This is a genomic window from Olsenella uli (assembly GCF_016900775.1).
GTDB classification, from domain to species: Bacteria; Actinomycetota; Coriobacteriia; order Coriobacteriales; family Atopobiaceae; genus Thermophilibacter; species Thermophilibacter uli_A.
Genome location: NZ_JACJKN010000002.1, coordinates 29,973 through 52,397, shown reverse-complemented (window position 1 = coordinate 52,397; position 22,425 = coordinate 29,973). Strand labels below are relative to the sequence as shown.

The window sequence follows — 22,425 nt, the reverse complement described above, 5'->3', positions numbered from 1 at the left end:
ACGCAGGATGGGCGGTCGAACGGGCCCGGCGCCCGTGGCGCATGGGATGTGCGGTAGCCGGCTACCGCACGCGGAAGAACGCGAGCGCGATGGCGCCCGGCCCCACGTGCGTGCCGATGGTGGCGCCCACGGAGGTGATGGGCAGCTCGTCCTCGGCGACCCTGCCCTCCCAGATGGCACGGTTGTCGTCAAGGTACTTGCGCAGGACCTTCTGGGAGAGGCCCGTGTAGCCCAGAAGGACCGGCATGGTGAAGTCGATGCCGTGCTTCTCGACCTGCTGGTGCAGCTGGTTGCGGCCGTTCTTGGAGCCGCGCGCCTTGCCGAGCATCACGACCTCGCCGTCCTCGACGCCCACGACGGGCTTGATGGAGAGGAGCTCGCCGATGGTGCCCACGCTCTTGGGGATGCGCCCGCCACGCTTGAGGTACTCGAGCGTGTCGAGAAGGGCGAGCAGGCAGACGCGGTCGGCGGCGGAGGCGAGCTCCCCCGCGATCTCCGCGGCCGTGCGACCCTCGTCGAGCATCCTCAGCGCAAGAAGCACGAGGAGGCTCTGGCCGATGGTGACGTTCTTGCTGTCGACCACGTGGACCTCGGGGAAGTCCACCGCGGCCGTGACGGCGCTCTGGTAGGTGCCGGAGAGCTTGGCGGAGAGCGTGATCACCACGGCCTCGTCGCCGCGGGCGCGCACGTCCTCGAAGATCTGCTGATAGGTGAAGGGCGTGGCCTGGCTCGTCTTGGGCAGCTCGTCGCTCTCGATGAGCAGCTCGTAGAAGCGCTCGTTGGTGAGGTCGACGCCGTCGGCGTAGGTGGTGGTTCCAAAGGTGATGCCCAGGGGCACCACGGTGACGCGGGGGTCAACCTCGCCGGGGAGGTCGATGCCGGAGTCGGTGATGATGCGGACGGCCATGATCGTTCCTTTCTCTGCTCCCGACGAGCCGCGCCCGGAATGGGCCGACCCCGCGCTAGTCGCGCGCGAAGGTCCTCAGGCGCTCGAAGATGTGGTTGAGCGAATCGTACATCTGCATGCGCTCGCGGTAGGCAAGCTCCCCGCCAGCCTCGTCGAGCACTCGGTGAATGATGTCGTCGAGCGGGCGCGCGGCCTCGCGGCCCTTCTCGGTGAGCGTGATGGGCGCCCGGTAGCGAGAGGCGTCGTCATCGGAGCCCCCCACCTCCACAAAGCCGTCCTCGGCCAGGTGCGCCACGGTGCGCGACATGGCGGCGCGGCTCACGTCGGCCATGCGCGCGAGCTCTGAGGCGGCAAGCCCCTCGGGGTGCTTGACCAGGTAGTAGAGGCACATCACGTCCGAGCCGCGAAAGCCGAGCCGCCTGGCCTCGGCCGTCTTGATGCGCTGGATCTCCTTGTTGAGGGCGCCGATGATGCCCACGAAGTCCTCGAAGCGCTGCTCGGTCACGCCGACTCTCCCCCGTCAGGGCCCTCCGGGCCCGCACCATCAATGTTAACTAATCAACATTATTCCCGAGAAGGACGGCGCTTCAACCGCGGCCACGCGATATTCACATGCGCGGCGATTGTTTCATCCGAAAAAACACCCTTGCGCGCAAGGCGGCGGGCGCGTATTGTGACGGCAAGCACAGAGACGCCTTTAGGCCGGACACAGAGAGGAGCGCCAGACATGAGTCGCATCGCACGCACGTCCATGAACTGGTGGTGGCGCAGCCTCTCCGCGGTCGGTCGATCGTGAGTCTTCTGCGCCGAAAATAGCGCTTGAAGGGCTCCCGGGCGACCGGGGGCCCTTTTTTCGTGGCCACGAGAGGGCCCACGCCACCCAGCGCCGGAAGCGCCCAAGCCAAGAAGAACCCCCTCAGGAAAGGAACTGTCATGTCCCAGAACGTCACCAGCCAGAGCGCCCAGCCCGTCGCCCGCACCGTCGCCGCCGCCGATCACGGCAAGCTCGACATCCAGGCCCTCGTCCTTCTCGCCGTCCTTCTCGCCGCCGGCTTCATCCTCAACTTCACCGTGGGCAAGGCCATCTCAGGCATCTCGGGCGGCCTCATCAGCCCCGAGTTCATCATCTCGGCCTTCTGCCTCACCATCCTCGTGGTGCGCCCCAACGTGGGCCAGGCCCTCGTGATCGGCCTCATCTCGGCCGCCGTCATCCAGATCACCACCACCTCGCCCTTCATCGACTTCGCCGCCGAGGGCATCGCCGCCATGCTCATGGCGCTCATCGTGCGCGCCGGCATGGAGAGCGGCGCCAAGAAGGCCATCCCGCTCATCGGCTCCTTTGTCACCACGGCGGTCTCCGGCGTGATCTTCATGCTCATCAAGATCGCCATGGTGGGCGCCGCCGGCGAGCTCGCCGCCGCCATGCTCCCCGTGGTTCTGCTCACCGCCGTCTTCAACGCCATTCTGGTGCAGGCCCTCTACCTTCCCATCAGGAAGGCCCTCAAGCTCGCCGACTAGTGTGACAATGTCATGACAAACGACCCTGTCACCTTTGTCAGGACTGAAAGGCACCCATGACCGAGGAACCATCTACGATCATCCGGCTCGACGACGTCTCGTTCACGTACGCGGACGCCGTCGAGCCGGCGCTCGACCACGTCACCCTTGAGGTCCCCGAGGGGGGCTTCGTCGGCATCATCGGCCCCTCCGGCGCCGGCAAGTCCACGCTCGCCGCGCTGCTCTCGGGCGCCATCCCCCACCACTACCGGGGAACCCTCTTTGGGTCCACGCTCGTGGACGGCCGCGATACCTGCGAGGTCACGCTCACGGACATCTCCCGCATGGTGGGCAGCGTGGCGCAGGACATCGACTCGCAGATGGTCGCCTCCGCCGTGGAGGACGAGATGCTCTTCGGCCTTGAGAACTTCGGCGTGCCGCATGACGAGATAGAGCCCCGCATCACGGGCGCGCTCGAGGCGTGCGGCGTGCTCGACCTGCGCGAGCGCGAGATCGCCACGCTCTCCGGCGGCCAGAAGCAGAAGGTCGCCATCGCCGCCATCCTGGCCCTGCACCCCCGCGTGCTCGTGCTCGACGAGCCCACGGCGGCGCTCGACCCCGCCTCCTCCACCGCCGTCTTCGAGACCCTGCGCGCGCTCAACGCGGAGGGGGTGACGGTGGTGGTGATAGAGCAGAAGGTGGCGCTGCTCACCGCCTACTGCGACCGCGTGGTCGTCCTGAGCGAGGGCCGCGTCGCCTTTGACGGCGCGACCCGCGAGGTCTTCTCGCACGCCGACGAGCTGCGCGCCCTCGGCGTGGACAGCCCGCGCGTGGCGCGCGTCTCCAACAGCCTGGCGCAGCACGGGGTCATCCCGCCGGCCCCGCCCTGCCTGAGCGTGGCGGAGGCGGAGGAGCTCGTGGCCGGGCTCGTGCGCGGCCGCACCGGGCGCGGCGCCAACATCGCGCCCTTCCGCGCGGGCTCGCGCCACATCCCCGCCGCGGGCGCGCGACCCGCCGGCGCCACGCCCGTCGTGAGCTTTCGCGACGTCCGCTTTGCCTACCCGGGGAGCGGCGCCTGCGTGACCGACCTCACCTTCGACGTCTACCCCGGCGAGCTCGTGGGCATCATCGGCCAGAACGGCGCCGGCAAGACCACGCTCACCAAGCTCCTGAACGGCCTGCTGCGCCCCTCGTCCGGCTCCATCCGCGTGGCCGGGCTCGACATGCGCGACACCCCCACGAGCACCGTGGCCGCGCACGTCTCCACGCTCTTCCAGAACCCGGACCGCCAGATCTGCAAGGACACCGTCCTCGAGGAGGTCGCCTTTGGCCTTGAGCTCACGGGCGCGCCCGCCGCCGAGGCCCGCGAGCGCTCCCGCGCGGTGGCGGGGCGCTTTGGGCTGCCCCTCGACGAGGCGCCCTTCTCGCTCTCCCGTGGGCAGCGCCAGATGGTCGCCCTTGCCTCCGTCGTGGTGATGGAGCCCGAGGTCATCCTGCTTGACGAGCCCACGAGCGGCCTTGACTACCGCGAGTGCATGACCGTCATGGAGACGGTGCGCGAGATGGCCGACCGGGGCTGCGCCGTCATCATGGTCTGCCACGACATGGAGGTCGTCTCGGACTTTGCCGAGCGGCTCCTGGTCATGGCGGACGGACGCATCCTCGGGCAGGGCGAGACGCCGGAGGTCTTTGCGGACGTTGCGCTCATGGACCGTGCTCGCGTGGAGCCGCCGCAAATCATCGCCCTCTCGACCGCGCTCGCGCGCGACGTCTCGCGCGAGTTCGCGGGCGTGAGCCAGGTCTCGGGCATCGTCGACCTCGTGAAGGAGCTGGTCAGCCATGATTAACGTCATCGACTATGTCCCCGGGCAGACGCTCCTCCACCGCCTCAACCCCGTGGCCAAGCTCGCGCTGGCCGCCGCCATCATCGCGGCCACCTTCCTCGCGGACTCCTACGCCCTTCTCCTCGGGCTTCTGGCCCTCACGTTTGCGCTCGCGGCGTACGCCGGGGTGGCGGGAAGGCTCGCACCCCTCCTCAAGGTGCTCGTCCCGCTTGCCGTGGTGATGTTTGCGCTGCAGCTCGTCTTCGTGCGGACCGGCGCGCCCGTCTGGGGGATCGTCACCACCGACGGCCTGGTCACGGGCTCCAAGGTCTGCCTGCGCCTGCTCGGCGTGGCGCTGCCGCTCGTGCTCGTGCTCACGGTAACCAAGCTCACCGACCTCGCCAACGCGTGCGTGGAGGTGCTCCGCGTGCCGTACCGCTACGCGTTCACCTTCACCACCGCGCTGCGCTTCGTCCCCGTGTTCTCGCAGGAAATGAACGCCATCATGGAGGCGCAGACGGCGCGCGGCGTGCAGTACGACACCAAGAACCCCTTCAAGAAGCTGCAGCTCATGCTGCCCCTCTGCGTGCCCCTGCTCGTGAGCTCCGTCGGCCGCACCGACGCCACCGCGCTCGCCGCCGAGCAGCGCGGCTTCTACCTGCGCACGCGCGAGAGCAGCTACAAGCGCTACCCGCTCGCCGCGCGCGACTGGCTCGCGCTCGCGTGCTGCGTGGCGCTCGTCGCGCTCGGCGTGGCGTTCTAGGCGCGGAAGGCCGGTTCGAAAGCCCCGGTGCCGCCTTGCTCGTTTGCAGTGTACTCATTTGCCGCTATGCAAAGTACACTACATTCGAACAGCGAAAAAGCCGCAGGTAAGGAAATGGCACCCGTCAGGCCGTACTTGAGCGGGTCCCAAAAAAGTACACTACTTCTGAACGGAAGCCCCCGGGACGTCGCAGAGGGCCTAACGGGGGCGCCCGCCCGCGTGATATGCGCGGGCGGGCGCCAATCGCAAGGCGCGACATGAGGCGGGCGCCCCGAGAGGCGCCCGCACGCATCCGAAGCCGTCAGCGACTAGTCGTCGTAGCGATCGTCCAGGTCGTCGTCCCAGTCGTCGCGGTCATCATGGTCGTCGTCCCAGTCGTCGCGATCATCGTCCCGGTCGTCGCGATCGTCGTCCCAGTCGTCGCGATCGTCGTCCCAATCGTCATCGCGGTCGTAGCGATCATCGTGCCAGTCGTCCCAGTCGTCGCGGTCGTCCCAGTCGTCGTTGCCGTCGATGTCGGCCTCGAGGACCTTGCCCGTGCGGGCGTCGACCTCGTACTCGTACTCCACGCCGCCGGAGGTGAACTCCATCTCGTAGACGCCGTCGTCGAGCTCGTACTCATGGTCGTTGAAGGAGGCCTCGGAAAGCCCCAGCTGAGAGAGCACGATGTCCTTCGCCGCGTCCAGGCCGATGTAGCCGCGGTCGTCCAGCTGCTCGGGGGCCACGGCGAGCGCGTCGGACTCCAGGCCAAAGCCGCCCACCGTGCTGCGGACGTCATCCTCTATCCCGCGCAGGAAGTCGTCGCCCGGATAGCCCGACCCCTGCTCGAGCTTGACCACCACGTTGCGGTCGTGCCCGTCGACGGTCTGGTTGAAGTGCCCGGCCTCGTAAATCTTGCCCACGAGCTCGGAGACGACGGTGCGGCACTCCTTGCCCCGATAGTCCGAGTAACCGCCCACGATGCCCCTGCCCTCGTCGTTCACGCCCTCGATCTCGGTGACGAGCCCGGCGTCGTCGTACTCGATCTCGATCTCGGGGTTGACGCTCAGGAGCAGGGTTCCCGCGGCCTGGGCGACCGGGGTCTCCCCCGCGTCGCCCGACGCCTGGCCGGAGGGGGTGGCGGGGGTCGTTCCGCATCCGGCGAGAACTGCCGCAAGGGCGGCGCCCATCGTGGCGGTGGCGAGGATGCGCTTCAGGCTCGTGGTCTTCATGGTGTCCTCCTTGGTGTCGGGGAGCCTCTTCTTTGCCTTGCAGTGAGAGGTTGCGCGGGCACCGTCTCAAAACCGGGGTCGACGGGAAATTTTTTTCGCGACCCCGCGTCGAGAAGGGCGTCAGGCCGGTCTAGTCGTCGTCATCGTTGTCATCATCGTCCGCGTCGTCGTCATCGTCCGCGTCGTCGTCATCGTCGTCATCCGCATCGCCATCGTCGTCCCAGCCGTCGTCCCGGTCATCATCCCAGTCGTCATCCTCTGCCGGCGGCACGACCCCCTCGTCGGGTGCGGACTCGGGGGACGGCGCCTGGACGGACGGCGCGGAGGGCTCGGGGGCCGGGGCGGGCGCGGCGGTCTCGCCGGCGCCCGTCACCACCACTCGGTGGTCAAGGTGCACCTCAAGCTCCACGATCAGCCGGTCCTCGGTCGCGGTCTTCCACTCCTCGTCGTCGGACTCCACCGTGAGCTCGATCGTTCCGCCGTCATCCAGATAGCCCCGCTCCTCCGCGCGGTCCGCAAGGCCATCCGAGACCTCGTCTATCGTCCTCCCGTAGTACGCGAACCCCTCGATGAGGTCGTCGCCGTCGCCGTTCTCCCCGTCGAGCCCCACCACGCGGTCAAGGCGGTTGACCGCGATGCTCACCTCGGGGTTGATGCTCATGTAGACCGTGCCCACCGGCACCTGCCAGACCACGGCGCCCGCGATCACCGCTACGGCGAGGCATGCCGCGGCGGCAAGCAGCGCCGCGCGGCGGCCGCGCGTCCTTCTCGCCCGGCGCGCCTCGAAGGGGATGACGTCGGCCTCCCCGAACGGGCTCCCCTCGAAGGTGACAACGTCGTCGACTTCCTGGCCCACCTCGTAGCCGAGGTTGGGGACCTTTACGAAGCGGCCCTCCTCGTCAAGCGCCACGGCATAGCTCGCGGCGCACTCCATGATGAGGTAGCTCATCGAACGTCACCCCCCGTCGGCCCCACGATCTTGTGGAGATGCCCGCGGATGATGTCATATCCGTTGGTGTAGGCCACGAGCAGCGCCACGAGGTAGCGCCGGTGCCGCTCGAGCGTCTTGCGCTCGACGCCCGCCCCGCGCGCAAGCTCCGCGATGGGCAGCCTGCCCGTCTCGGCGACCCCGTCGAGCAGCTCCTGGCGGCCGCGCGCATACGCGAGGGCGCCCCGACACGCCTCCAGGGTCCGCTGCTGACGGGGGCTGTTCTCGGCAACGTCCGCGAGGCTCACCCCAAGACGCTCGAGCTGTCGGGCAAACTCGAGAATCTCCGCCCGGCTGGCGCGGCGCGTCTCGCGCTCCCCGATCTCGTCGCGCTCCGACGCCAGCCGCTCCACGAGCGGGCGGTCGTCCTCGTCGTCCGCGCCGCCGCGGCGCTCGTCCAGCGAGGCAACCTCGGCATGGCGGCGCTCCCGGCGCCGAAAGTCGATCAGCCGGTTCCTCATGCTTATGGACGCGAGGGGCAGAAACGCGCCTCGCCCCTCATCGTACGCAAGCACCGCCTCATGAAATGCGAACATGGCGATCCCCAGCTCGTCGTCTCCCTCCCGCGCGGGCCGACCCGTAAACCGGGCCGTCTCCGCCTTGATGAACGGAAGGTAGTCGCGCACCAGGCCGTCCGCTGCCCGCGAGTCGCCCTTCGCGGCCCGGACGCGGGCGGCCAGGTCCTTGTCCCGTCTCATCGTCCCCCCTCGGCGATAGAGTGCGCACGGGGCATCCCGTTTTCGGGGTCGCGCCATGAATTCGTCTGAACTTTTTCAGGTTACCGGGGTTATCCGCCTGCGATGTAAGCGCCACGTAAGGGCTGACGGACGGTCGCCCGGCGCGCCCCCCGCGATTGACGCGCGCGTCGCGCGGCGGACGCATAGCGCGCACCCCACGCAGTCCCCTCGCGCATCCGCCCGGGATGGCAAGAGGGACTTTGCGCGGGGTGCGCGCTACGAACGACCCGATTTGTCGCGCGTCCGCTACTCCGAGTAGAACGACCCCATGTAGCGGATGTACTCGTCCTCGGTGTGGTTGGCCTTCCAGTCGTGGACGGAGGCCTTGTTGCGCTCGCCCGCGATCACGGAGAGCTCGTGGCCAAGCTTCTCGAAGGCCTCGTCGACGACCTCCTCGGGCGTCTGGGCGATCTTCATGACGGCCTCGCCCTGGGGACCGCCCGGCAGGTTGGAGAGCAGGCTCGGGGTGAGCGTGGTGCCCAGCGTGATGACCTCCACGTCAACGCCGGTCTTCTCGCACTCGCAGGCCACGGCCTCGGTCATCTTGAGGATGTAGGCCTTGCCGGCGCCGTACTGGCCGTTCCAGGGAGAGCTGGAGATGCCGGTCATGGAGGAGACGTTGATCACCGCGCCGCGGTCCTGGGCGGCGAAGATCTTCATGTAGTGATAGAAGCACTTCATGAACGTGACCACGTTGACGTTGATCATGGCCTGATGCTTCTCCCAGGGGGTGTCCTGGATCTTGCCAAAGGAGTGCAGGCAGGCCACGTAGCTCATGAAGCCCATGTCCAGGCCCTCGGTGGCGGCAAAGACGGTCTCGGCGGCCCCCTCCTCGGAGAAGTCGGCGCGCACCACCTTGGTCTCGACGCCGTGGTCCGCCTCGATCTGCGCGGCGAGCTCGCGGAGCTTCTCCTCGCGCCGGCCCACCATGACGACGCTCATGCCGCCGGCGGCGACCTTCTCGCAGAACGCCTTGCCCACGCCCTCGGTGGCGCCAAGGATGACCGCCCACTCGCCGTACTTCTCGCGCAAGTTCATGCTCGTCCCTTCGTCGGTTCCGCTTGATGCGCCGCCATGATGGGACATCGCGGGCGTAGGGACGGCCCTCCAATCCGCGGACGGTAGCAAACGAGGCCGCGGTCAGACGCCGTGGGCGCGTGCGCGCGAAGCGCTATAGTGTCACACAGGTGGCACGCGTTCGGCGCCTTGCGATTAACGCGCACTCGTGCACGGGCTCTTAAATGCCAACTGGAAAAACGCGAGAAGAACCGTGCACGAGTGCGCGTTATTTCTCGTCCCGGGAGTCGACCGCCCGGCGCGTCTGTCCGGCCCGAGGCGTACCATGGCGTAAGACACGCGTCGCGAGGAGCGCCATGACCACACCGCCAACCGCCCTGGACATCCTGCGAGACACCTTTGGCTACCAGAGCTTCCGCCCGCACCAGGCGGAGATCGTGGACGCCGCGCTCCGCGGGCGCGACGTGCTGGCGGTCATGCCCACCTCGGCCGGCAAGTCCATCTGCTACCAGGTGCCGGCGCTTGCCCTCGCCGCGCGGACGGGCGGGCTCACGCTCGTGGTCTCGCCGCTCATCTCGCTCATGGCAGACCAGGTGGGGGCCCTGCGCCAGGCGGGCGTGGCCGCCTCGTACCTCAACTCCACGCTCTCGGGCGGCGAGCGCGCGAGCGTGCTCCACGGCATTGCCTCCGGCGCGCTCGCGCTCGTCTACGTGGCGCCGGAGCGCCTCGACGACCCGGCCTTCGTGGAGACGGTCTCCGCGCGCGGCGTGGCGCTCGTCGCCGTGGACGAGGCGCACTGCATCTCCCAGTGGGGCAACGACTTCCGCCCCAGCTACCAGAGAATCATCGAGTTCTTGCGGGCGCTGCCGGCACGCCCGCCCGTGATGGCGCTCACGGCTACCGCCACGCGCGCCGTGCGCAAGGACATCGTGGGCGCGCTCGGGCTCGTGGACCCCTTCGTGGTTGTTGCCAGCTTCGACCGGCCCAATCTCTCCTTTGCCGTCCAGCGCCCTCGCGGGCGCGCCGAGAAGGACCGGATGCTCGTCGCCTTCTGCCGGCAGCGCGCCGAGCGCTCCGGCATCGTCTACTGCTCGAGCCGACGCGCCGTGGAGGAGGTCTGCGACGGGCTGCGCGACGAGGGGCTTCTCGCCACGCGCTACCACGCCGGCCTCACGTCCGAGGAGCGCGAGCGCAACCAGGACGACTTCCTTTACGACCGCGCCCGCGTGATGGTGGCCACCAACGCCTTTGGCATGGGGATCGACAAGTCCAACGTGAGCTACGTGGTCCACTACAACCTGCCCTTCTCGCTGGAGAACTACTACCAGGAGGCCGGGCGCGCCGGGCGCGACGGCACCAAGGCGGAGTGCCTCCTGCTCTACTCCCCCGGCGACGTGCACACGGCGGAGTTCCTGCTCTCCCGGGGCGAGCCGCGCGAGGGGCTCACGGACGAGCAGGTCGAGGCGCTCGCGGAGCGCGACGCCGAGCGCCTGCGCCAGATGGTCTTCTACGCCACCACCACCGAGTGCCTGCGCGCCCACATCCTGCGCTACTTCGGCGAGGAGGCGCCCGCGTACTGCGGAAACTGCGGAAACTGCCTCACGGACTTCGAGGAGGTGGACGCCACCACCGACGCCCTCAAGGTGGTGAGCTGCGTGGCGCGCATCGCCCAGCGCGGGAGGTCGGCCGGGGCGGCGATGATCGTGGACGTGCTGCGCGGCTCGCGTGGCGAGAAGGTCCTGCGGCGCGGCTTTGACACGCTCTCCACGTACGGCATCATGGCCGACGTCCCCGCCGCGCGGGTGCGCGAGCTGATTGACGAGCTGGTCTTTCGCGGCGTGCTCGCGCGGACGGGCGGGGACTACCCCACGATCGTGCTCACGGGCTCGTCCGGCGCGTTCCTGCGCCGGGAGGCGCCCTGGGACGGGCCCTTCGTCCTCAAGGTGGCACGCGGCGTGCCCAAGGCGGCGCGCATTCCGGCGGCGCCCGAGAAGACCCGCGCGGCCACGGACGTCTCCGAGCTGGACGAGGTCGGGCAGATCCTCTACGCCGAGCTCACGGAGCTGCGCGGCGAGCTCGCGCGCGAGCAGGGCGTGCCGTCGTACTTCATCTTCTCCAACGCAACGCTGGTGGACATGTGCGCCAAGCGGCCGCGCACGCGCGAGGAGTTCCTCGGCGTCTCCGGCGTGGGCGCCAAGAAGGCCGAGCGCTACGGCGACCTCTTCCTCGCGCGCATCAACAGCTGAGCGGGCGGCTCCTGGATTGTCGCCGCGGCCCCGCAGACTGGCCGCGCGGGGGTTTGGCGACGTTTCGGCTGGCGGAAGTGTCGCCAGCACTCCGCAGCGCGGCCGCGCGGAGGGTTTGCGACGCTCCGGGAAGCCAAACCGTCGCAAAGGCCCCGCATCCCATCTGGGCGGGGGTTTGACGACGGTTCGGTGGGTGAAAGTGTCGCCGCGGCCCCGCGACCCTACGTGCCCGCTCGGAGCCCCACCGTGTAGAGCGGCTTGTAGCGGGCGCCGCGCGGCTCGAGGATGCTCCGGAAGAGCGTGACGTCCCGGGCCTCGTCGGGCAGCGGGAACGCCAGGTCGCCGAGGTCGCCCCGGGGCATGCGGGCGCGCCGCGCCAGCGTGACGTGCGGCAGGAAGCCCTTCTCGTCATAGGGGAGACCGCGGGCGGCAAGCTCCTCTCGCACGCGACGCGCGAGCGCCATCAGCTCCGCGTTCTTCTCGACGCCCAGCCAGAGCGTGGCGTCACGGCCCCGGCCAAAGGTCCCCAGGCCGCCCGCCGCAAGCGGCACCGGCCCCACGCCCGCGCACGCCGCGTCGAGCGCGGCCATGGCACGCCGCGCGTCCGCCTCGTCCACCTCGCCCAGAAACGCCAGCGTGAGATGGAGGTTCTGGGCAGGCAGGAACCGGCCCTCGCAGGCCCCGGAGAGGCGCCGCGCAAGGGCCGCGACCTCGTCCGCAAACGCCTCCGGCAGCTCAAGCGCAACAAACGCCCGCATACGACCTCCCTTGCCGAGACCCCTCACCCGAGGGTATCACGTCCCTCCCCTACCCAAAATGACACCTATTTACTATCATTAACCTCCCAGACGACCGAGCGACGGGAGACCCCGTGAACGTAGAGAAGAGAGACGGACGCACCGAGAAGTACGACGGCGAGAAGATCGTCTCGGCCGTGACGCGCGCCTTTGCGGAGACGGGCCCCACGCCGCCGCGCGCGGAGCTCGACGCGATCCGCGCCGACGTGGAGGCGCGCCTCGGCGGCAGCGCGCGCGTCGAGGAGATTCAGGACCTCGTGGAGCGGGCCCTCATGCGGCGCGGCCACTTCGACGTGGCAAAGCGCTACATCCTCTACCGCCACCGCCGCTCCGAGCTGCGCGCCGCGCGCGACGAGGTGGTGCGCGAGGTCGCGGGGGACGACGCCGCGCTCGCCTCCGAGCTCTCGGCCGTCCTCTCCCGCGCGCAGCGCGACTATCCCGACGAGGCCTACTCCCTCGCCGCCCTTCTCGCCCGCCTGCGCGGCTTTCTCAAGGGCGGCATGCGCCCGGACGAGCGGCTCTCCGCGCTCGTCCGCTCCGCCGTGGAGCTCACGAGCCAGGAGGCTCCCCGCTGGGAGATGATCGCCGGCCGGCTGCTCGCGCTCTCCGCGCGCCGCTCCATCGCGGACGCCTGCGCGCGCCGGGGCATCTCCGGCTTTGCCGACAAGGTCCGCCACCTCACGGACGAGGGCCTCTACGGCGCCTACATCCTCGAGCACTACGCCCCCGCCGAGCTCGAGCGCGCGGCCGCCCTCATCCGCCCGGAGCGCGACGACCTGCTCACCTACGCCGGGCTCGACCTCCTGCTCAAGCGCTACGTGATCCGCTCGCACGACCACGTGGCGCTGGAGGGCCCCCAGGAGATGTTCCTCGGCATCGCGCTGCACCTCGCCATGGAGGAGCCCGCCGAGGTCCGCATGGCCTGGGTCGGCCGCTTCTACGACGCCCTCTCCACCCTGCGCCTCACCATGGCCACGCCCACGATGGGCAACGCGCGCAAGCCCCAGCACCAGCTCTCCAGCTGCTTCATCGACACCGTCCCCGACAGCCTCACGGGCATCTACCGCAGCATCGACAACTTCGCCCAGGTCTCCAAGTACGGCGGCGGCATGGGCATGTACCTCGGCAAGGTCCGCGCGCAGGGCGGCTCCATCCGCGGCTTTTCCGGCGTGGCGGGCGGCACCACCCGCTGGATCCGCGTGATCAACGACACCGCCGTGGCCGTGGACCAGCTCGGCATGCGCCAGGGGGCCGTGGCCGTCTACCTGGACGCCTGGCACCGCGACCTCCCGGAGTTCCTGCAGCTGCGCACCAACAACGGCGACGAGCGCATGAAGGCGCACGACGTCTTCCCGGCCGTCTGCTGGCCCGACCTCTTCTGGCGGATGGCCGAGAAGGACCTGGACCAGGACTGGTACCTCATGTGCCCGCACGACATCCTCGTCGCGAAGGGCTACGCGCTCGAGGACAGCTTCGGCGAGGAGTGGGAGCGCCGCTACTGGGACTGCGTGGCCGACCCGCGCATCAAGAAGCGCGTCATCTCCGTCAAGGACCTCGTGCGCCTGGTGCTGAGGAGCGCCGTCGAGACGGGAACGCCCTTCGCCTTCATGCGTGACGCCGTGAACCGGACCAACCCCAACCCGCACGCCGGCGTCATCTACTGCTCCAACCTCTGCACGGAGATCGCCCAGAACACCTCGGCGATCGAGGAGGTGAGCCGCGAGGTCGTGAGCGAGGACGGCGACACCGTGGTGGTGACCACCACCCGCCCCGGCGACTTCGTGGTCTGCAACCTCGCGAGCCTCACCCTGGGCCGCATCCCCGTGGAGGACGACGCCGCACTCGCCGAGGTTGTGGAGACCGCCGTGCGCGCGCTTGACAACGTGATCGACCTCAACTTCTACGCCCTGCCCTACGCCCGGCTCACCAACCGTCGCTACCGCTCGGTGGGACTCGGCGTCTCCGGCTACCACCACCTGCTCGCCCGCCGCGACATCTCCTGGGAGAGCGAGGAGCACCTCGCCTTTGCGGACGAGCTCTTCGAGCGGATCGCCTACCACGCCATCAACGCCTCGGAGCGCCTGGCCGAGGAGCGCGGCGCCTACCCGCTCTTCCCCGGCAGCGACTGGGCCACGGGCGCCTTCTTCGAGAAGCGCGGCTATGCGTCCGAGCGCTGGCGCGAGCTCGCGGCGCGCGTGGCCGGGCACGGGATGCGCAACGCCTACCTGCTCGCCGTGGCCCCCACGAGCTCGACCTCCATCATCTCCGGGACCACGGCCGGCGTGGACCCCGTCATGCGGCGCTTCTTCCTCGAGGAGAAGAAGGGCTCCATGCTGCCGCGCGTGGCACCCGACCTCTCGCCCGAGACCTACTGGTACTACAAGCCCGCCCACCTCGTGGACCAGCGCTGGAGCGTGCGCGCGGCCGGCGTGCGCCAGCGCCACATCGACCAGGCGCAGTCGGTGAACCTCTACATCACCAACGACCACACCATGCGGCAGGTGCTCGAGCTCTACCTCGAGGCGTGGCGCTCCGGGGTGAAGACGATCTACTACGTGCGGAGCAAGTCGCTCGAGGTCGAGGAGTGCGAGAGCTGCAGCAGCTAGCGCCCCTCGCGGTACGGCCACCGTTCTTCTCAGGTCGAATCTCTACAACCGTTTCTAGACGCAGGAGGCCATCGTGAACGAAAAGCTTACAAGAACGCCGCTGTTCAACCCGGGCGGGGACACGGACGTGAGGCTGCGCCGGATGATCGGCGGCAACACCACCAACCTCAACGACTTCAACAACCTGCGCTATCCGTGGGTGTCCGACTGGTACCGCCAGGCCATGAACAACTTCTGGATCCCCGAGGAGATCAACCTCTCCCAGGACGTGAAGGACTACCCCCTGCTCTCGGAGACGGAGCGCACGGCCTATGACAAGATTCTCTCGTTTCTCGTGTTCCTCGACTCGCTGCAGTCCGCAAACCTGCCCAACGTGGGCGAGTACGTCACAGCCAACGAGGTCAACCTGTGCCTGCACATCCAGGCCTTCCAGGAGTGCGTCCACTCACAGAGCTACTCCTACATGCTCGACACGATCTGCTCGCCCGAAAAGCGCGACAAGATTCTCTACCAGTGGCGGACCGACGAGTGCCTGCTGGCGAGAAACACCTTCATCGGCGAGCAGTATAACGAGTTTCTTGAGCATCAGGACGCCTTCACCCTGCTCAAGGTCATGATGGCCAACGTCATCCTCGAGGGCGTGTACTTCTACTCGGGGTTCATGTTCTTCTACAACCTCGCGCGCAACGGCAAGATGCCCGGGAGCGCCCAGGAGATCCGCTACATCAACCGTGACGAGAACACGCACCTGTGGCTCTTCCGCAACATGATCGTGGAGCTCCAGCGCGAGGAGCCCCAGCTCTTCACGCCCGAGCGCGTCGACGTGCTGCGCGGCATGCTCGAGGAGGGCGTGCGCCAGGAGATCGCCTGGGGGCGCTACGTGATTGGCGATGACATCGACGGCCTCACGGGGCAGATGGTCGAGGACTACATCCGCTACCTCGGCAACCTCCGCTGGCACTCGCTCGGCTTCGGCACGCTCTTCGAGGGATGCGACCGCGAGCCGGCCGACATGGCATGGGTCTCCCAGTACAGCAACGCCAACATGGTCAAGACCGACTTCTTCGAGGCCAAGAGCACCGCCTACGCCAAGTCCACCGCCCTCGTCGACGACCTGTAGGCCCGGTTGTGACAAAGGAGGCCTGTCACCTTTGTCAGGCCGCTAAACCGAACAAGTGTTGCAGAAATGGTGAGCGCCCCGGGCAGGATGATTTGTGTCCGGGGCGCGTTGCATCATGGTCTCACGAGAAGAACGTCTGTTTGGGAGCAGCCATGGGGAACGCCTATCTCTGCATTGACCTCAAGTGCTTCTACGCCTCCGTCGAGTGCGTGGACCGCGGGGAGGACCCGTTCGAGTATCGGCTCGTGGTGGCCGATCCCGAGCGTGGCGAGAAGACCATCTGCCTTGCCGTATCCCCGGCCATGAAGGCGGCGGGGGTCCGCAACCGCTGCCGCGTCTTCGAGATTCCGGACGGCATCTCCTACGAGAAGGCCAAACCGCGCATGCGGCGCTACATGGAGGTCTCGGCCGGCATCTATGGCCTCTACCTCAGGTACTTCTCGCCCGAGGACATCCACGTCTACTCGGTGGACGAGGTCTTCATAGACGTGGGGCCGTACCTGGCGCTCTACGAGACGACCCCGCGCACGCTCGCCGCGGAGCTCATCGAGCTCGTGCGCCGCGAGACGGGCATCTGCGCCACGGCAGGCATTGGGACCAACCTCTTTCTTGCCAAGGTCGCCCTTGACGTCACGGCCAAGCACGCGCCTGACAACATTGGGGAGCTGGACGAGGAGCGCTACAAGTGCCTCATCTGGCCGCACCGGCCCATCACGGACATCTGGGGCATCGGCCCCGGCATCGCGCGGCGGCTCGCCGCGATGGGGGCGCATGACATGGGCGGCGTGGCCCTTCTCCCCCAAAAGGCGCTCTATGACGAGTTTGGCATCAACGCGGAGCTGCTCATCGACCATGCCTGGGGCATCGAGCCCTGCACGATGGCCGAGATTCACGCGTACCGCCCGCGGGCTCACTCGGTATGCTCAGGACAGGTTCTCTCGCGCGACTACGAGTTCGAGGAGACGCAGGTCATCCTGCGCGAGATGGTGGACGCGCTCGCACTCGACCTTGTGGAGAAGGGGTTGGCCGGCAACCACATCTCGCTCTTCGTGGGATACGCGCGCGAGCGTGGCCCGCTGGAGGAGCTTGAGGGGCCTCCCGGGGGCATGTCGCCGGAAACGTTCACGGGCGAGCACGGGACGCGCCTCATCGGGCGGCATGGCGAGGGGGCGAGCGCCTCGCGCGGCATCGGCGCAGCCACCAACTCGCGCGAGGCCCTCACGGCAGCCTTTCTCACGCTCTTCTCGGAGATCGTGGACCCCAACCGGTGCGCGCGGCGCCTCAACCTCTCCGTGGGCGGACTCGTGCCGGAGGAGTTCTCCGAGCTCACGCTCTTCTCGGATCCCGAGGCCGAGGCCGCCGAGCACCGCCTTGCCGAGGCAACGATCGCGGTGAAGCGGCGCTTTGGCAAGAACGCGCTCGTGAGGGGCATCAGCTACCGTCCCGCCGCAACGGGACGCGAGCGCAACCGGCAGGTGGGAGGACACCATGAGTAGGCAGGGGGCGGCCAAGGGGCGCCACGCGGACCGGGCCGCGCAGTTCATGCCCTTCGCCGCCCTTACGGGCTACTACGACCTCGTGCGGGCGCAGGAGCGCGTCTCCGAGCCGCGCCACGAGCTCACGGAGGAAGAGGCCGGACGCATCTCGGCCGAGCTTAGCGCCGTGCGCAAGGGGCAGCTCGTCCGCGTGACGCACTACGAGCGCGACGCCTACGTCACGACCGAGGGAATCGTGACCGGCATGGACCCCGTGGCGCGCGAGCTCACAATCGTGCGGCGGCGCATCCGCTTCGACGACATCTGGGGCGTGAGGCCAATCCCCTAGCCCTGGCGGTAGTGGGCGAAGAAGTCCGCCAGGTCGGTCATGGCCTCGCGCAGGACCTCCATGCGCGGCAGGTAGACGATGCGGAAGTGGTCCGGCTCCGGCCAGTTGAAGCCTCCCCCGCGCGTGATGAGGATGCGCTTCTCGTGCAGCAGGTCGAGCGCGAACTGCTCGTCGTCGGTGATGTTGAACTTCTTGACGTCGATCTTGGGGAAGATGTAGAACGCCGCCTTGGGCTTCACGGCCGTGATGCCATCGATGGCGTTGAGCGCCTCATAGACGTAGTTGCGCTGCTCGTAGACGCGCCCGCCCGGCTCCACGTAGCGCTCCACGCTCTGGTAGCCGCCGAGCGCCGTCTGCACGACGGACTGGGCGGGCACGTTGGAGCACAGGCGCATGTTGGAGAGCATGTTAATGCCATAGACGAAGTCGCGCATGCAGCGCCTGTTGCCGGAGAGGACCATCCAGCCGATGCGGTATCCCGCGATCATGTGGGACTTGGAGAGGCCGGAGAACGTGACGCACGGCAGGTCGGGCGCGAGCGAGGCAATGGAGACGTGCTCGTGGCCGTCCATGCACAGGCGGTCGTAGATCTCGTCCGAGAAGATCATGAGCTGGTGGCGACGGGCGATCTCCACGATCTGCTCGAGCACCTCGCGCGGGTAGACGGCGCCCGTGGGGTTGTTGGGGTTGATGATGACAATGGCCTTAGTGTTGCTCGTGATCTTGGACTCCATGTCGGCCAGGTCGGGGTTCCACTCTGCCTGCTCGTCGCAGAGGTAGTGCACCGGCGTGCCGCCGGCGAGCGTGGCGCACGCCGTCCAGAGCGGGTAGTCGGGGCTCGGGATGAGAATCTCGTCACCGGTGTCCAAAAGGGCGTTCATGCAGAGCTGGATGAGCTCGGAGACGCCGTTGCCCGTGTAGATGCCGTCCATGCTCACGTTGGGCAGGTGCTTGAGCTGGGCGTACTGCATGATTGCCTTGCGAGCCGAGAAAAGGCCGCGCGAGTCCGAGTAGCCCTCGCACTCGGGCAGCTGCTGGCGCATGTCGTGGACGACCTCGTCGGGCGTGCGGAAGCCGAAGGGCGCCGGGTTGCCGATGTTGAGCTTCAGGATGCGCAGGCCCTCGTCCTCCATCCGGGCCGCCTCGTCGGCGACGGGTCCGCGGACGTCATAGAGGACGTTCTCGAGCTTTGAGGACTTCTTGAACTCTCGCATGGGAGTGCTCCTTTGCTGGTACGGGGTACGGGAAACGGGCTCGCTCGCGGTCTCAGGCCGCGCGGCAGCTCGCGCGCCCTCCCCCGTAGCAAGCCAGCTATCATCAACGGAGAGCAGGTCGGCGAGCAGGCGCATCACGTTGGCACGCGGCACCACCTTCCCGCTCACGTATTGGCTGACCTGGCTTTTGCCCAACTTCTCACCGCGCTGCCCCGCGGCATGAACGAGGTCTGCCTGCTTGAGGTTCTTCTCGGCCATTGCCTGGGCGAGCCGCTCGGCAAAGGAGTTCTGCGCCATGACGCTCCTTGAGGTTCAATTCGCTCATAGAATTGAACTACTCGTCACGTAGTTCAATTTCAGGCGAGTATAGCAGTTCATAATTGAACTCACAAGACGATCCTGTGCCCTGGCGCGCCCGGCTATCATGGAGGGCGTCACCGAGAGACGAGGAGGCGGCAATGCCGCGAGAGACCAAGCAGGCCAAAGTTGAGCGTGCCATAGAGGTATGCCGACGCCTTGACGAGAAGTACGGCCCCGTCGAGTGCTTTCTCGACCATGCGAACCCGTTTCGTCTGACCATCGCCGTCCTGCTTTCCGCGCAGACCACAGACGCGCAGGTCAACAAGGTGACGCCCGCGCTCTTTGAGCGCTTTCCCACGCCGGAGGCCATGGCCGCCGCCACGCCCGAGGAGATTGCGGAGTACATCCACAGCCTCGGCTTCTACAAGTCCAAGGCGCGCCATTGCGTGGAGTGCGCACAGATGATCGTCTCCGAGTTCGGCGGCGAGGTGCCGCACACGATGGAGGAGCTCACGCGCCTGCCCGGCGTGGGGCGCAAGACGGCCAACATCGTGATGAACGTGGGGTTTGGCATCGTGGAGGGGATCGCGGTGGACACGCACGTCAACCGCATCGCGCATCGCCTCGCGCTCTCGCCCAAGACGCACGAGAAGGAGCCGCTCAAGACCGAGCAGGACCTGCTACGCCTGCTGCCACGCGAGCTCTGGGGCCCGGTGAACCACCAGTGGATCCGCCACGGACGCGACACCTGCGTGGCGCGCGGCCCGCACTGCGACGGCTGCGTCCTCGAGGACATCTGCCCGAGCGCCCACCGCTGCTGAGCCGTGGGACAAGGGGGCGAACCCGTCCCCCTTCTCTCCCCCCGTCTCACAGGTAGCGGCCGGTGACGCTGTCGGGGCAGGCGGCGACCTCCTCGGGCGTGCCGGCGCAGACGATGCGGCCGCCCTCCTCGCCGCCGCCGGGGCCCATGTCAATCACGTAGTCCGCATTGCGAATCACGTCGAGGTCGTGCTCAATCACGATCACGGTCGCGCCCGCCTCCACGAGCCGCTGGAACACCGCGAGCAGCGTCTGCACGTCGAGCGGATGAAGGCCAATCGTGGGCTCGTCGAAGACGAAGACGGCGTCGTCCTGCGCGCGACCCATCTCGCTCGCGAGCTTGAGGCGCTGCGCCTCGCCGCCGGAGAGCGCGGGCGTGGCCTCGCCGAGCGTGAGGTACCCCAGACCCAGGTCGTGCAGCACCTGTAGCCGCGAGGCAACACGTCGCAGGTCAGAACAGGCGTCGAGCGCCTCGTCCACGGAGAGCGCCATCAGCTGCGGCAGCGTGAGGCCCGTGCCCGCCGGCTCGCCCTTGCGCGGGCGATGCACCTCGTCCGCCGCCGGGGCATAGCGCGATCCGCGGCAGTCCGGGCACGGGATGTCCACGTCCGGCAGAAACTGCACGTCGAGCGAGACCTCGCCCGTACCGTCGCAGGTGGGGCAGCGGAGCCGTCCGGTGTTGTACGAGAAGTCGCCGGCCTTGTAGCCGACGGCGCGCGCCTCGTCGGTGCGGGCGTAGGCGCGCCGCAGCTCATCGTGGACACCGGCATAGGTGGCCACGGTGGAGCGCACGTTGATGCCGATCGGTGTGGCGTCGATAAGGTTCGCGCGCCGCACGCCCTCGGCGTCCACCCAGCGCACGTGCGCGGGCAGCCGCTCCCCCGCCGCCGCGGCGGCAAGCGCCGGTACCAGCGTCTCCAGCACGAGCGTGGTCTTGCCCGAGCCCGAGACGCCCGTCACCACCACGAGCCGCCCGCGCGGCACCTCCACGTGAAGCGGGCGCACGGTATGCAGCGCCTCGGTCTCCATCGAGATGGTGCCGAGGTCGAACATCTCCTCTGCGTCCGCGCGCGGGCGCGAGAGCACGTCCTTCTCGCCCGTGAGAAAGCCGCCGACGCGCGAGGACGGATCCGCCGCCACCTCGGCAACGCTCCCCTGGCAGATCACGTGGCCGCCATCGGCGCCGGGCCCCATCTCGATGAGGTGGTCCGCCTCGGCGAGGATGCGCGCGTCGTGGTCAACCATCACGACGGAGTTTCCGTCCGCCAGAAGGTCGCGCATGACGCCGAGAAGCCCGTCCACGTTGGCGGGGTGCAGGCCGATGGACGGCTCGTCGAGCACGTAGAGCACGCCCGTCGTGCGGTTGCGCACGGCACGGGCCAGCTGCACGCGCTGACGCTCGCCGGTGGAGAGCGTGGCCGCCGCGCGGTCGAGCGAGAGATAGCCAAGGCCCAGATCCAAGAGGCGCTGCGCCGTATGCCGGAAGGACTCGCAGATGCTCTCCGCCATGGGCCGCACGTCGCTCGGCAACGTCGCGGGCACCGCGGCAACCCACGCCACGAGCTCGCCAAGCATCATCGCCGTGGCGTCTGCAAGGCCAATCCCCGCCACGCGCGGGGCCCGGGCCGCGTCTGAGAGGCGCGTGCCGCCGCAGTCCGGGCACGGCCCCTCCGTAAGGAACCGGCTCACGCGCTTGAGGCCCTTCTCGTCCTTGACCTTGGCGAGCGCGTTCTCAACGGTGTAGACCGCGTTGTAGTAGGTGAAGTCGAGCTCGGCGAAGTCGTCGCCCTTCTTGGACTTGTAGAGGATGTGCTTCTTGACGGCGGGACCGTGGAAGACGATGTCGCGCTCCTCGGGCGTGAGCTCGCAGAACGGAACGTTGGTGCGCACGCCCATGGCGCCGCAGACCTGCTTCATGAGGTCCCACATGAGGCTGCCCCACGGGGCCACCGCGCCCTCGTCGATGGAAAGGGACTCGTCGGGCACGAGCGAGGCCTCGTTCACCGTGCGCACCACGCCCGTGCCCTCGCAGGCGGGGCAGGCGCCGCCGCTGTTGAACGCCAGGTCCTCGGCGCCGGGGCCAAAGAACCTCTCGCCGCAGGCGGGGCAGCTGATGGGCTGGTCCGTGGCGACGGCCGTCGAGGGCGGGGCGTAGGCACCGCAGTGCGGGCAGCGGTGGCTCGCCACGCGCGAGAAGAGGAGGCGCAGGCTGTTGAGCAGCTCGGACATAGTGCCAAACGTGCTGCGCACGCCCGGAACCGCGGGCCGCTGGTGGAGCGCCAGCGCCGCCGGGACGTAGCGTACGTCGTCCACGGCGGCGTGGCCCGCCTGCGTCATGCGGCGGCGCGTGTAGGTGGAGAGCGACTCGAGGTAGCGGCGGCTGCCCTCGGCGTAGAGCACGCCAAGTGCGAGCGAGCTCTTGCCGGAGCCGGAGACCCCGGCCACGCCCACGAGCTCGTTCAGCGGGATGTCAACGTCGACGTCCTTGAGGTTGTGCACGCGGGCGCCGCGGACCTCGATGTGGTCGGGCGCCGCGGCGCCGCGGCGCGTGGGCAT

18 protein-coding genes are annotated in these 22,425 nt (G+C 68.4%); 9 read left to right on the top strand and 9 right to left on the bottom strand.

Annotation, left to right across the window (positions count from 1 at the left end; genetic code table 11):
• Window positions 1-61 precede the first annotated feature (61 nt).
• Together H6A23_RS01810 and H6A23_RS01805 are read right to left on the bottom strand one after the other, a co-directional pair.
• Complete coding sequence (locus H6A23_RS01810) at window positions 62-907, bottom strand: DegV family protein (RefSeq protein ID WP_204830495.1); 846 nt, start codon at window positions 905-907, stop codon at window positions 62-64.
• Between the two features lie 55 nt (window positions 908-962).
• The gene (locus H6A23_RS01805) at window positions 963-1,412 is read right to left on the bottom strand and encodes a MarR family winged helix-turn-helix transcriptional regulator (protein ID WP_204830494.1); all 450 of its coding nucleotides are present in this window, start codon (window positions 1,410-1,412) and stop codon (window positions 963-965) included.
• 428 nt (window positions 1,413-1,840) lie between these two features.
• On the opposite strand from H6A23_RS01805, the gene H6A23_RS01800 reads away from it, so the two are divergent.
• From H6A23_RS01800 to H6A23_RS01790, 3 genes are read left to right on the top strand one after another with little or no spacing between them, the layout of a single operon-like run.
• A complete protein-coding gene (locus H6A23_RS01800) occupies window positions 1,841-2,425 on the top strand; it encodes a hypothetical protein (protein ID WP_204830493.1) in 585 nt (194 codons plus the stop codon).
• A 56-nt stretch (window positions 2,426-2,481) separates the two neighbouring features.
• Window positions 2,482-4,251 carry an ABC transporter ATP-binding protein gene (locus H6A23_RS01795; RefSeq protein WP_204830492.1) on the top strand — a complete coding sequence of 590 codons (1,770 nt, stop codon included), beginning with the start codon at window positions 2,482-2,484 and terminating at the stop codon, window positions 4,249-4,251.
• A complete protein-coding gene (locus H6A23_RS01790; protein WP_204830491.1) occupies window positions 4,244-4,990 on the top strand; it encodes an energy-coupling factor transporter transmembrane component T family protein in 747 nt (248 codons plus the stop codon). The genes H6A23_RS01795 and H6A23_RS01790 overlap by 8 nt, the downstream gene beginning before the upstream one ends.
• A gap of 308 nt (window positions 4,991-5,298) precedes the next feature.
• Here H6A23_RS01790 and H6A23_RS01785 read toward each other — a convergent pair whose 3' ends face one another.
• The 4 genes from H6A23_RS01785 to H6A23_RS01770 form a co-directional block, all read right to left on the bottom strand.
• Entirely contained in the window at window positions 5,299-6,201 is a 903-nt protein-coding gene (locus tag H6A23_RS01785) for a PepSY domain-containing protein (RefSeq protein ID WP_204830490.1), read from the bottom strand.
• A gap of 130 nt (window positions 6,202-6,331) precedes the next feature.
• Window positions 6,332-7,150, bottom strand: a complete 819-nt coding sequence (locus H6A23_RS01780; protein ID WP_204830489.1) for an anti-sigma-I factor RsgI family protein — start codon at window positions 7,148-7,150, stop codon at window positions 6,332-6,334.
• Window positions 7,147-7,887 (bottom strand): sigma factor, encoded by a 741-nt coding sequence (locus tag H6A23_RS01775; protein ID WP_204830488.1) that lies wholly within the window; start codon window positions 7,885-7,887, stop codon window positions 7,147-7,149. The genes H6A23_RS01780 and H6A23_RS01775 overlap by 4 nt, the downstream gene beginning before the upstream one ends.
• 285 nt (window positions 7,888-8,172) lie before the next feature.
• On the bottom strand, window positions 8,173-8,964 hold the full coding sequence (locus H6A23_RS01770; protein WP_204830487.1) for a 7beta-hydroxysteroid dehydrogenase: 792 nt from the start codon (window positions 8,962-8,964) through the stop codon (window positions 8,173-8,175).
• Window positions 8,965-9,299: 335 nt separating this feature from the next.
• Here H6A23_RS01770 and recQ point away from each other — a divergent pair, with 335 nt between their 5' ends.
• On the top strand, window positions 9,300-11,189 hold the full coding sequence (recQ, locus tag H6A23_RS01765; protein WP_204830486.1) for a DNA helicase RecQ: 1,890 nt from the start codon (window positions 9,300-9,302) through the stop codon (window positions 11,187-11,189).
• A gap of 221 nt (window positions 11,190-11,410) precedes the next feature.
• Here the strand turns inward: recQ and thpR are convergent, their stop codons facing one another.
• The gene (gene thpR / locus H6A23_RS01760; RefSeq protein ID WP_204830485.1) at window positions 11,411-11,947 is read right to left on the bottom strand and encodes an RNA 2',3'-cyclic phosphodiesterase; all 537 of its coding nucleotides are present in this window, start codon (window positions 11,945-11,947) and stop codon (window positions 11,411-11,413) included.
• A gap of 113 nt (window positions 11,948-12,060) precedes the next feature.
• Here thpR and H6A23_RS01755 point away from each other — a divergent pair, with 113 nt between their 5' ends.
• From H6A23_RS01755 to H6A23_RS01740, 4 genes are all read left to right on the top strand, one after another.
• Complete coding sequence (locus H6A23_RS01755) at window positions 12,061-14,592, top strand: ribonucleoside-diphosphate reductase subunit alpha (RefSeq protein WP_204830484.1); 2,532 nt, start codon at window positions 12,061-12,063, stop codon at window positions 14,590-14,592.
• A 73-nt stretch (window positions 14,593-14,665) separates the two neighbouring features.
• Window positions 14,666-15,712 (top strand): ribonucleotide-diphosphate reductase subunit beta, encoded by a 1,047-nt coding sequence (locus H6A23_RS01750; protein WP_353652991.1) that lies wholly within the window; start codon window positions 14,666-14,668, stop codon window positions 15,710-15,712.
• Window positions 15,713-15,864: 152 nt separating this feature from the next.
• The gene (locus H6A23_RS01745) at window positions 15,865-17,208 is read left to right on the top strand and encodes a DinB/UmuC family translesion DNA polymerase (protein WP_204830483.1); all 1,344 of its coding nucleotides are present in this window, start codon (window positions 15,865-15,867) and stop codon (window positions 17,206-17,208) included.
• On the top strand, window positions 17,201-17,536 hold the full coding sequence (locus tag H6A23_RS01740; protein WP_204830482.1) for a YolD-like family protein: 336 nt from the start codon (window positions 17,201-17,203) through the stop codon (window positions 17,534-17,536). Before H6A23_RS01745 ends, H6A23_RS01740 begins: the two co-directional genes overlap by 8 nt.
• Here the strand turns inward: H6A23_RS01740 and H6A23_RS01735 are convergent.
• Window positions 17,533-19,047 (bottom strand): aminotransferase class I/II-fold pyridoxal phosphate-dependent enzyme, encoded by a 1,515-nt coding sequence (locus H6A23_RS01735; protein ID WP_286165745.1) that lies wholly within the window; start codon window positions 19,045-19,047, stop codon window positions 17,533-17,535. The two genes, H6A23_RS01740 and H6A23_RS01735, sit on opposite strands and share 4 nt — an antisense overlap.
• 161 nt (window positions 19,048-19,208) lie before the next feature.
• On the opposite strand from H6A23_RS01735, the gene nth reads away from it, so the two are divergent.
• Entirely contained in the window at window positions 19,209-19,871 is a 663-nt protein-coding gene (gene nth, locus H6A23_RS01730) for an endonuclease III (RefSeq protein WP_204830481.1), read from the top strand.
• A gap of 46 nt (window positions 19,872-19,917) precedes the next feature.
• Here the strand turns inward: nth and H6A23_RS01725 are convergent, their stop codons facing one another.
• Window positions 19,918-22,425, bottom strand: a complete 2,508-nt coding sequence (locus tag H6A23_RS01725) for an excinuclease ABC subunit UvrA (RefSeq protein ID WP_204830480.1) — start codon at window positions 22,423-22,425, stop codon at window positions 19,918-19,920.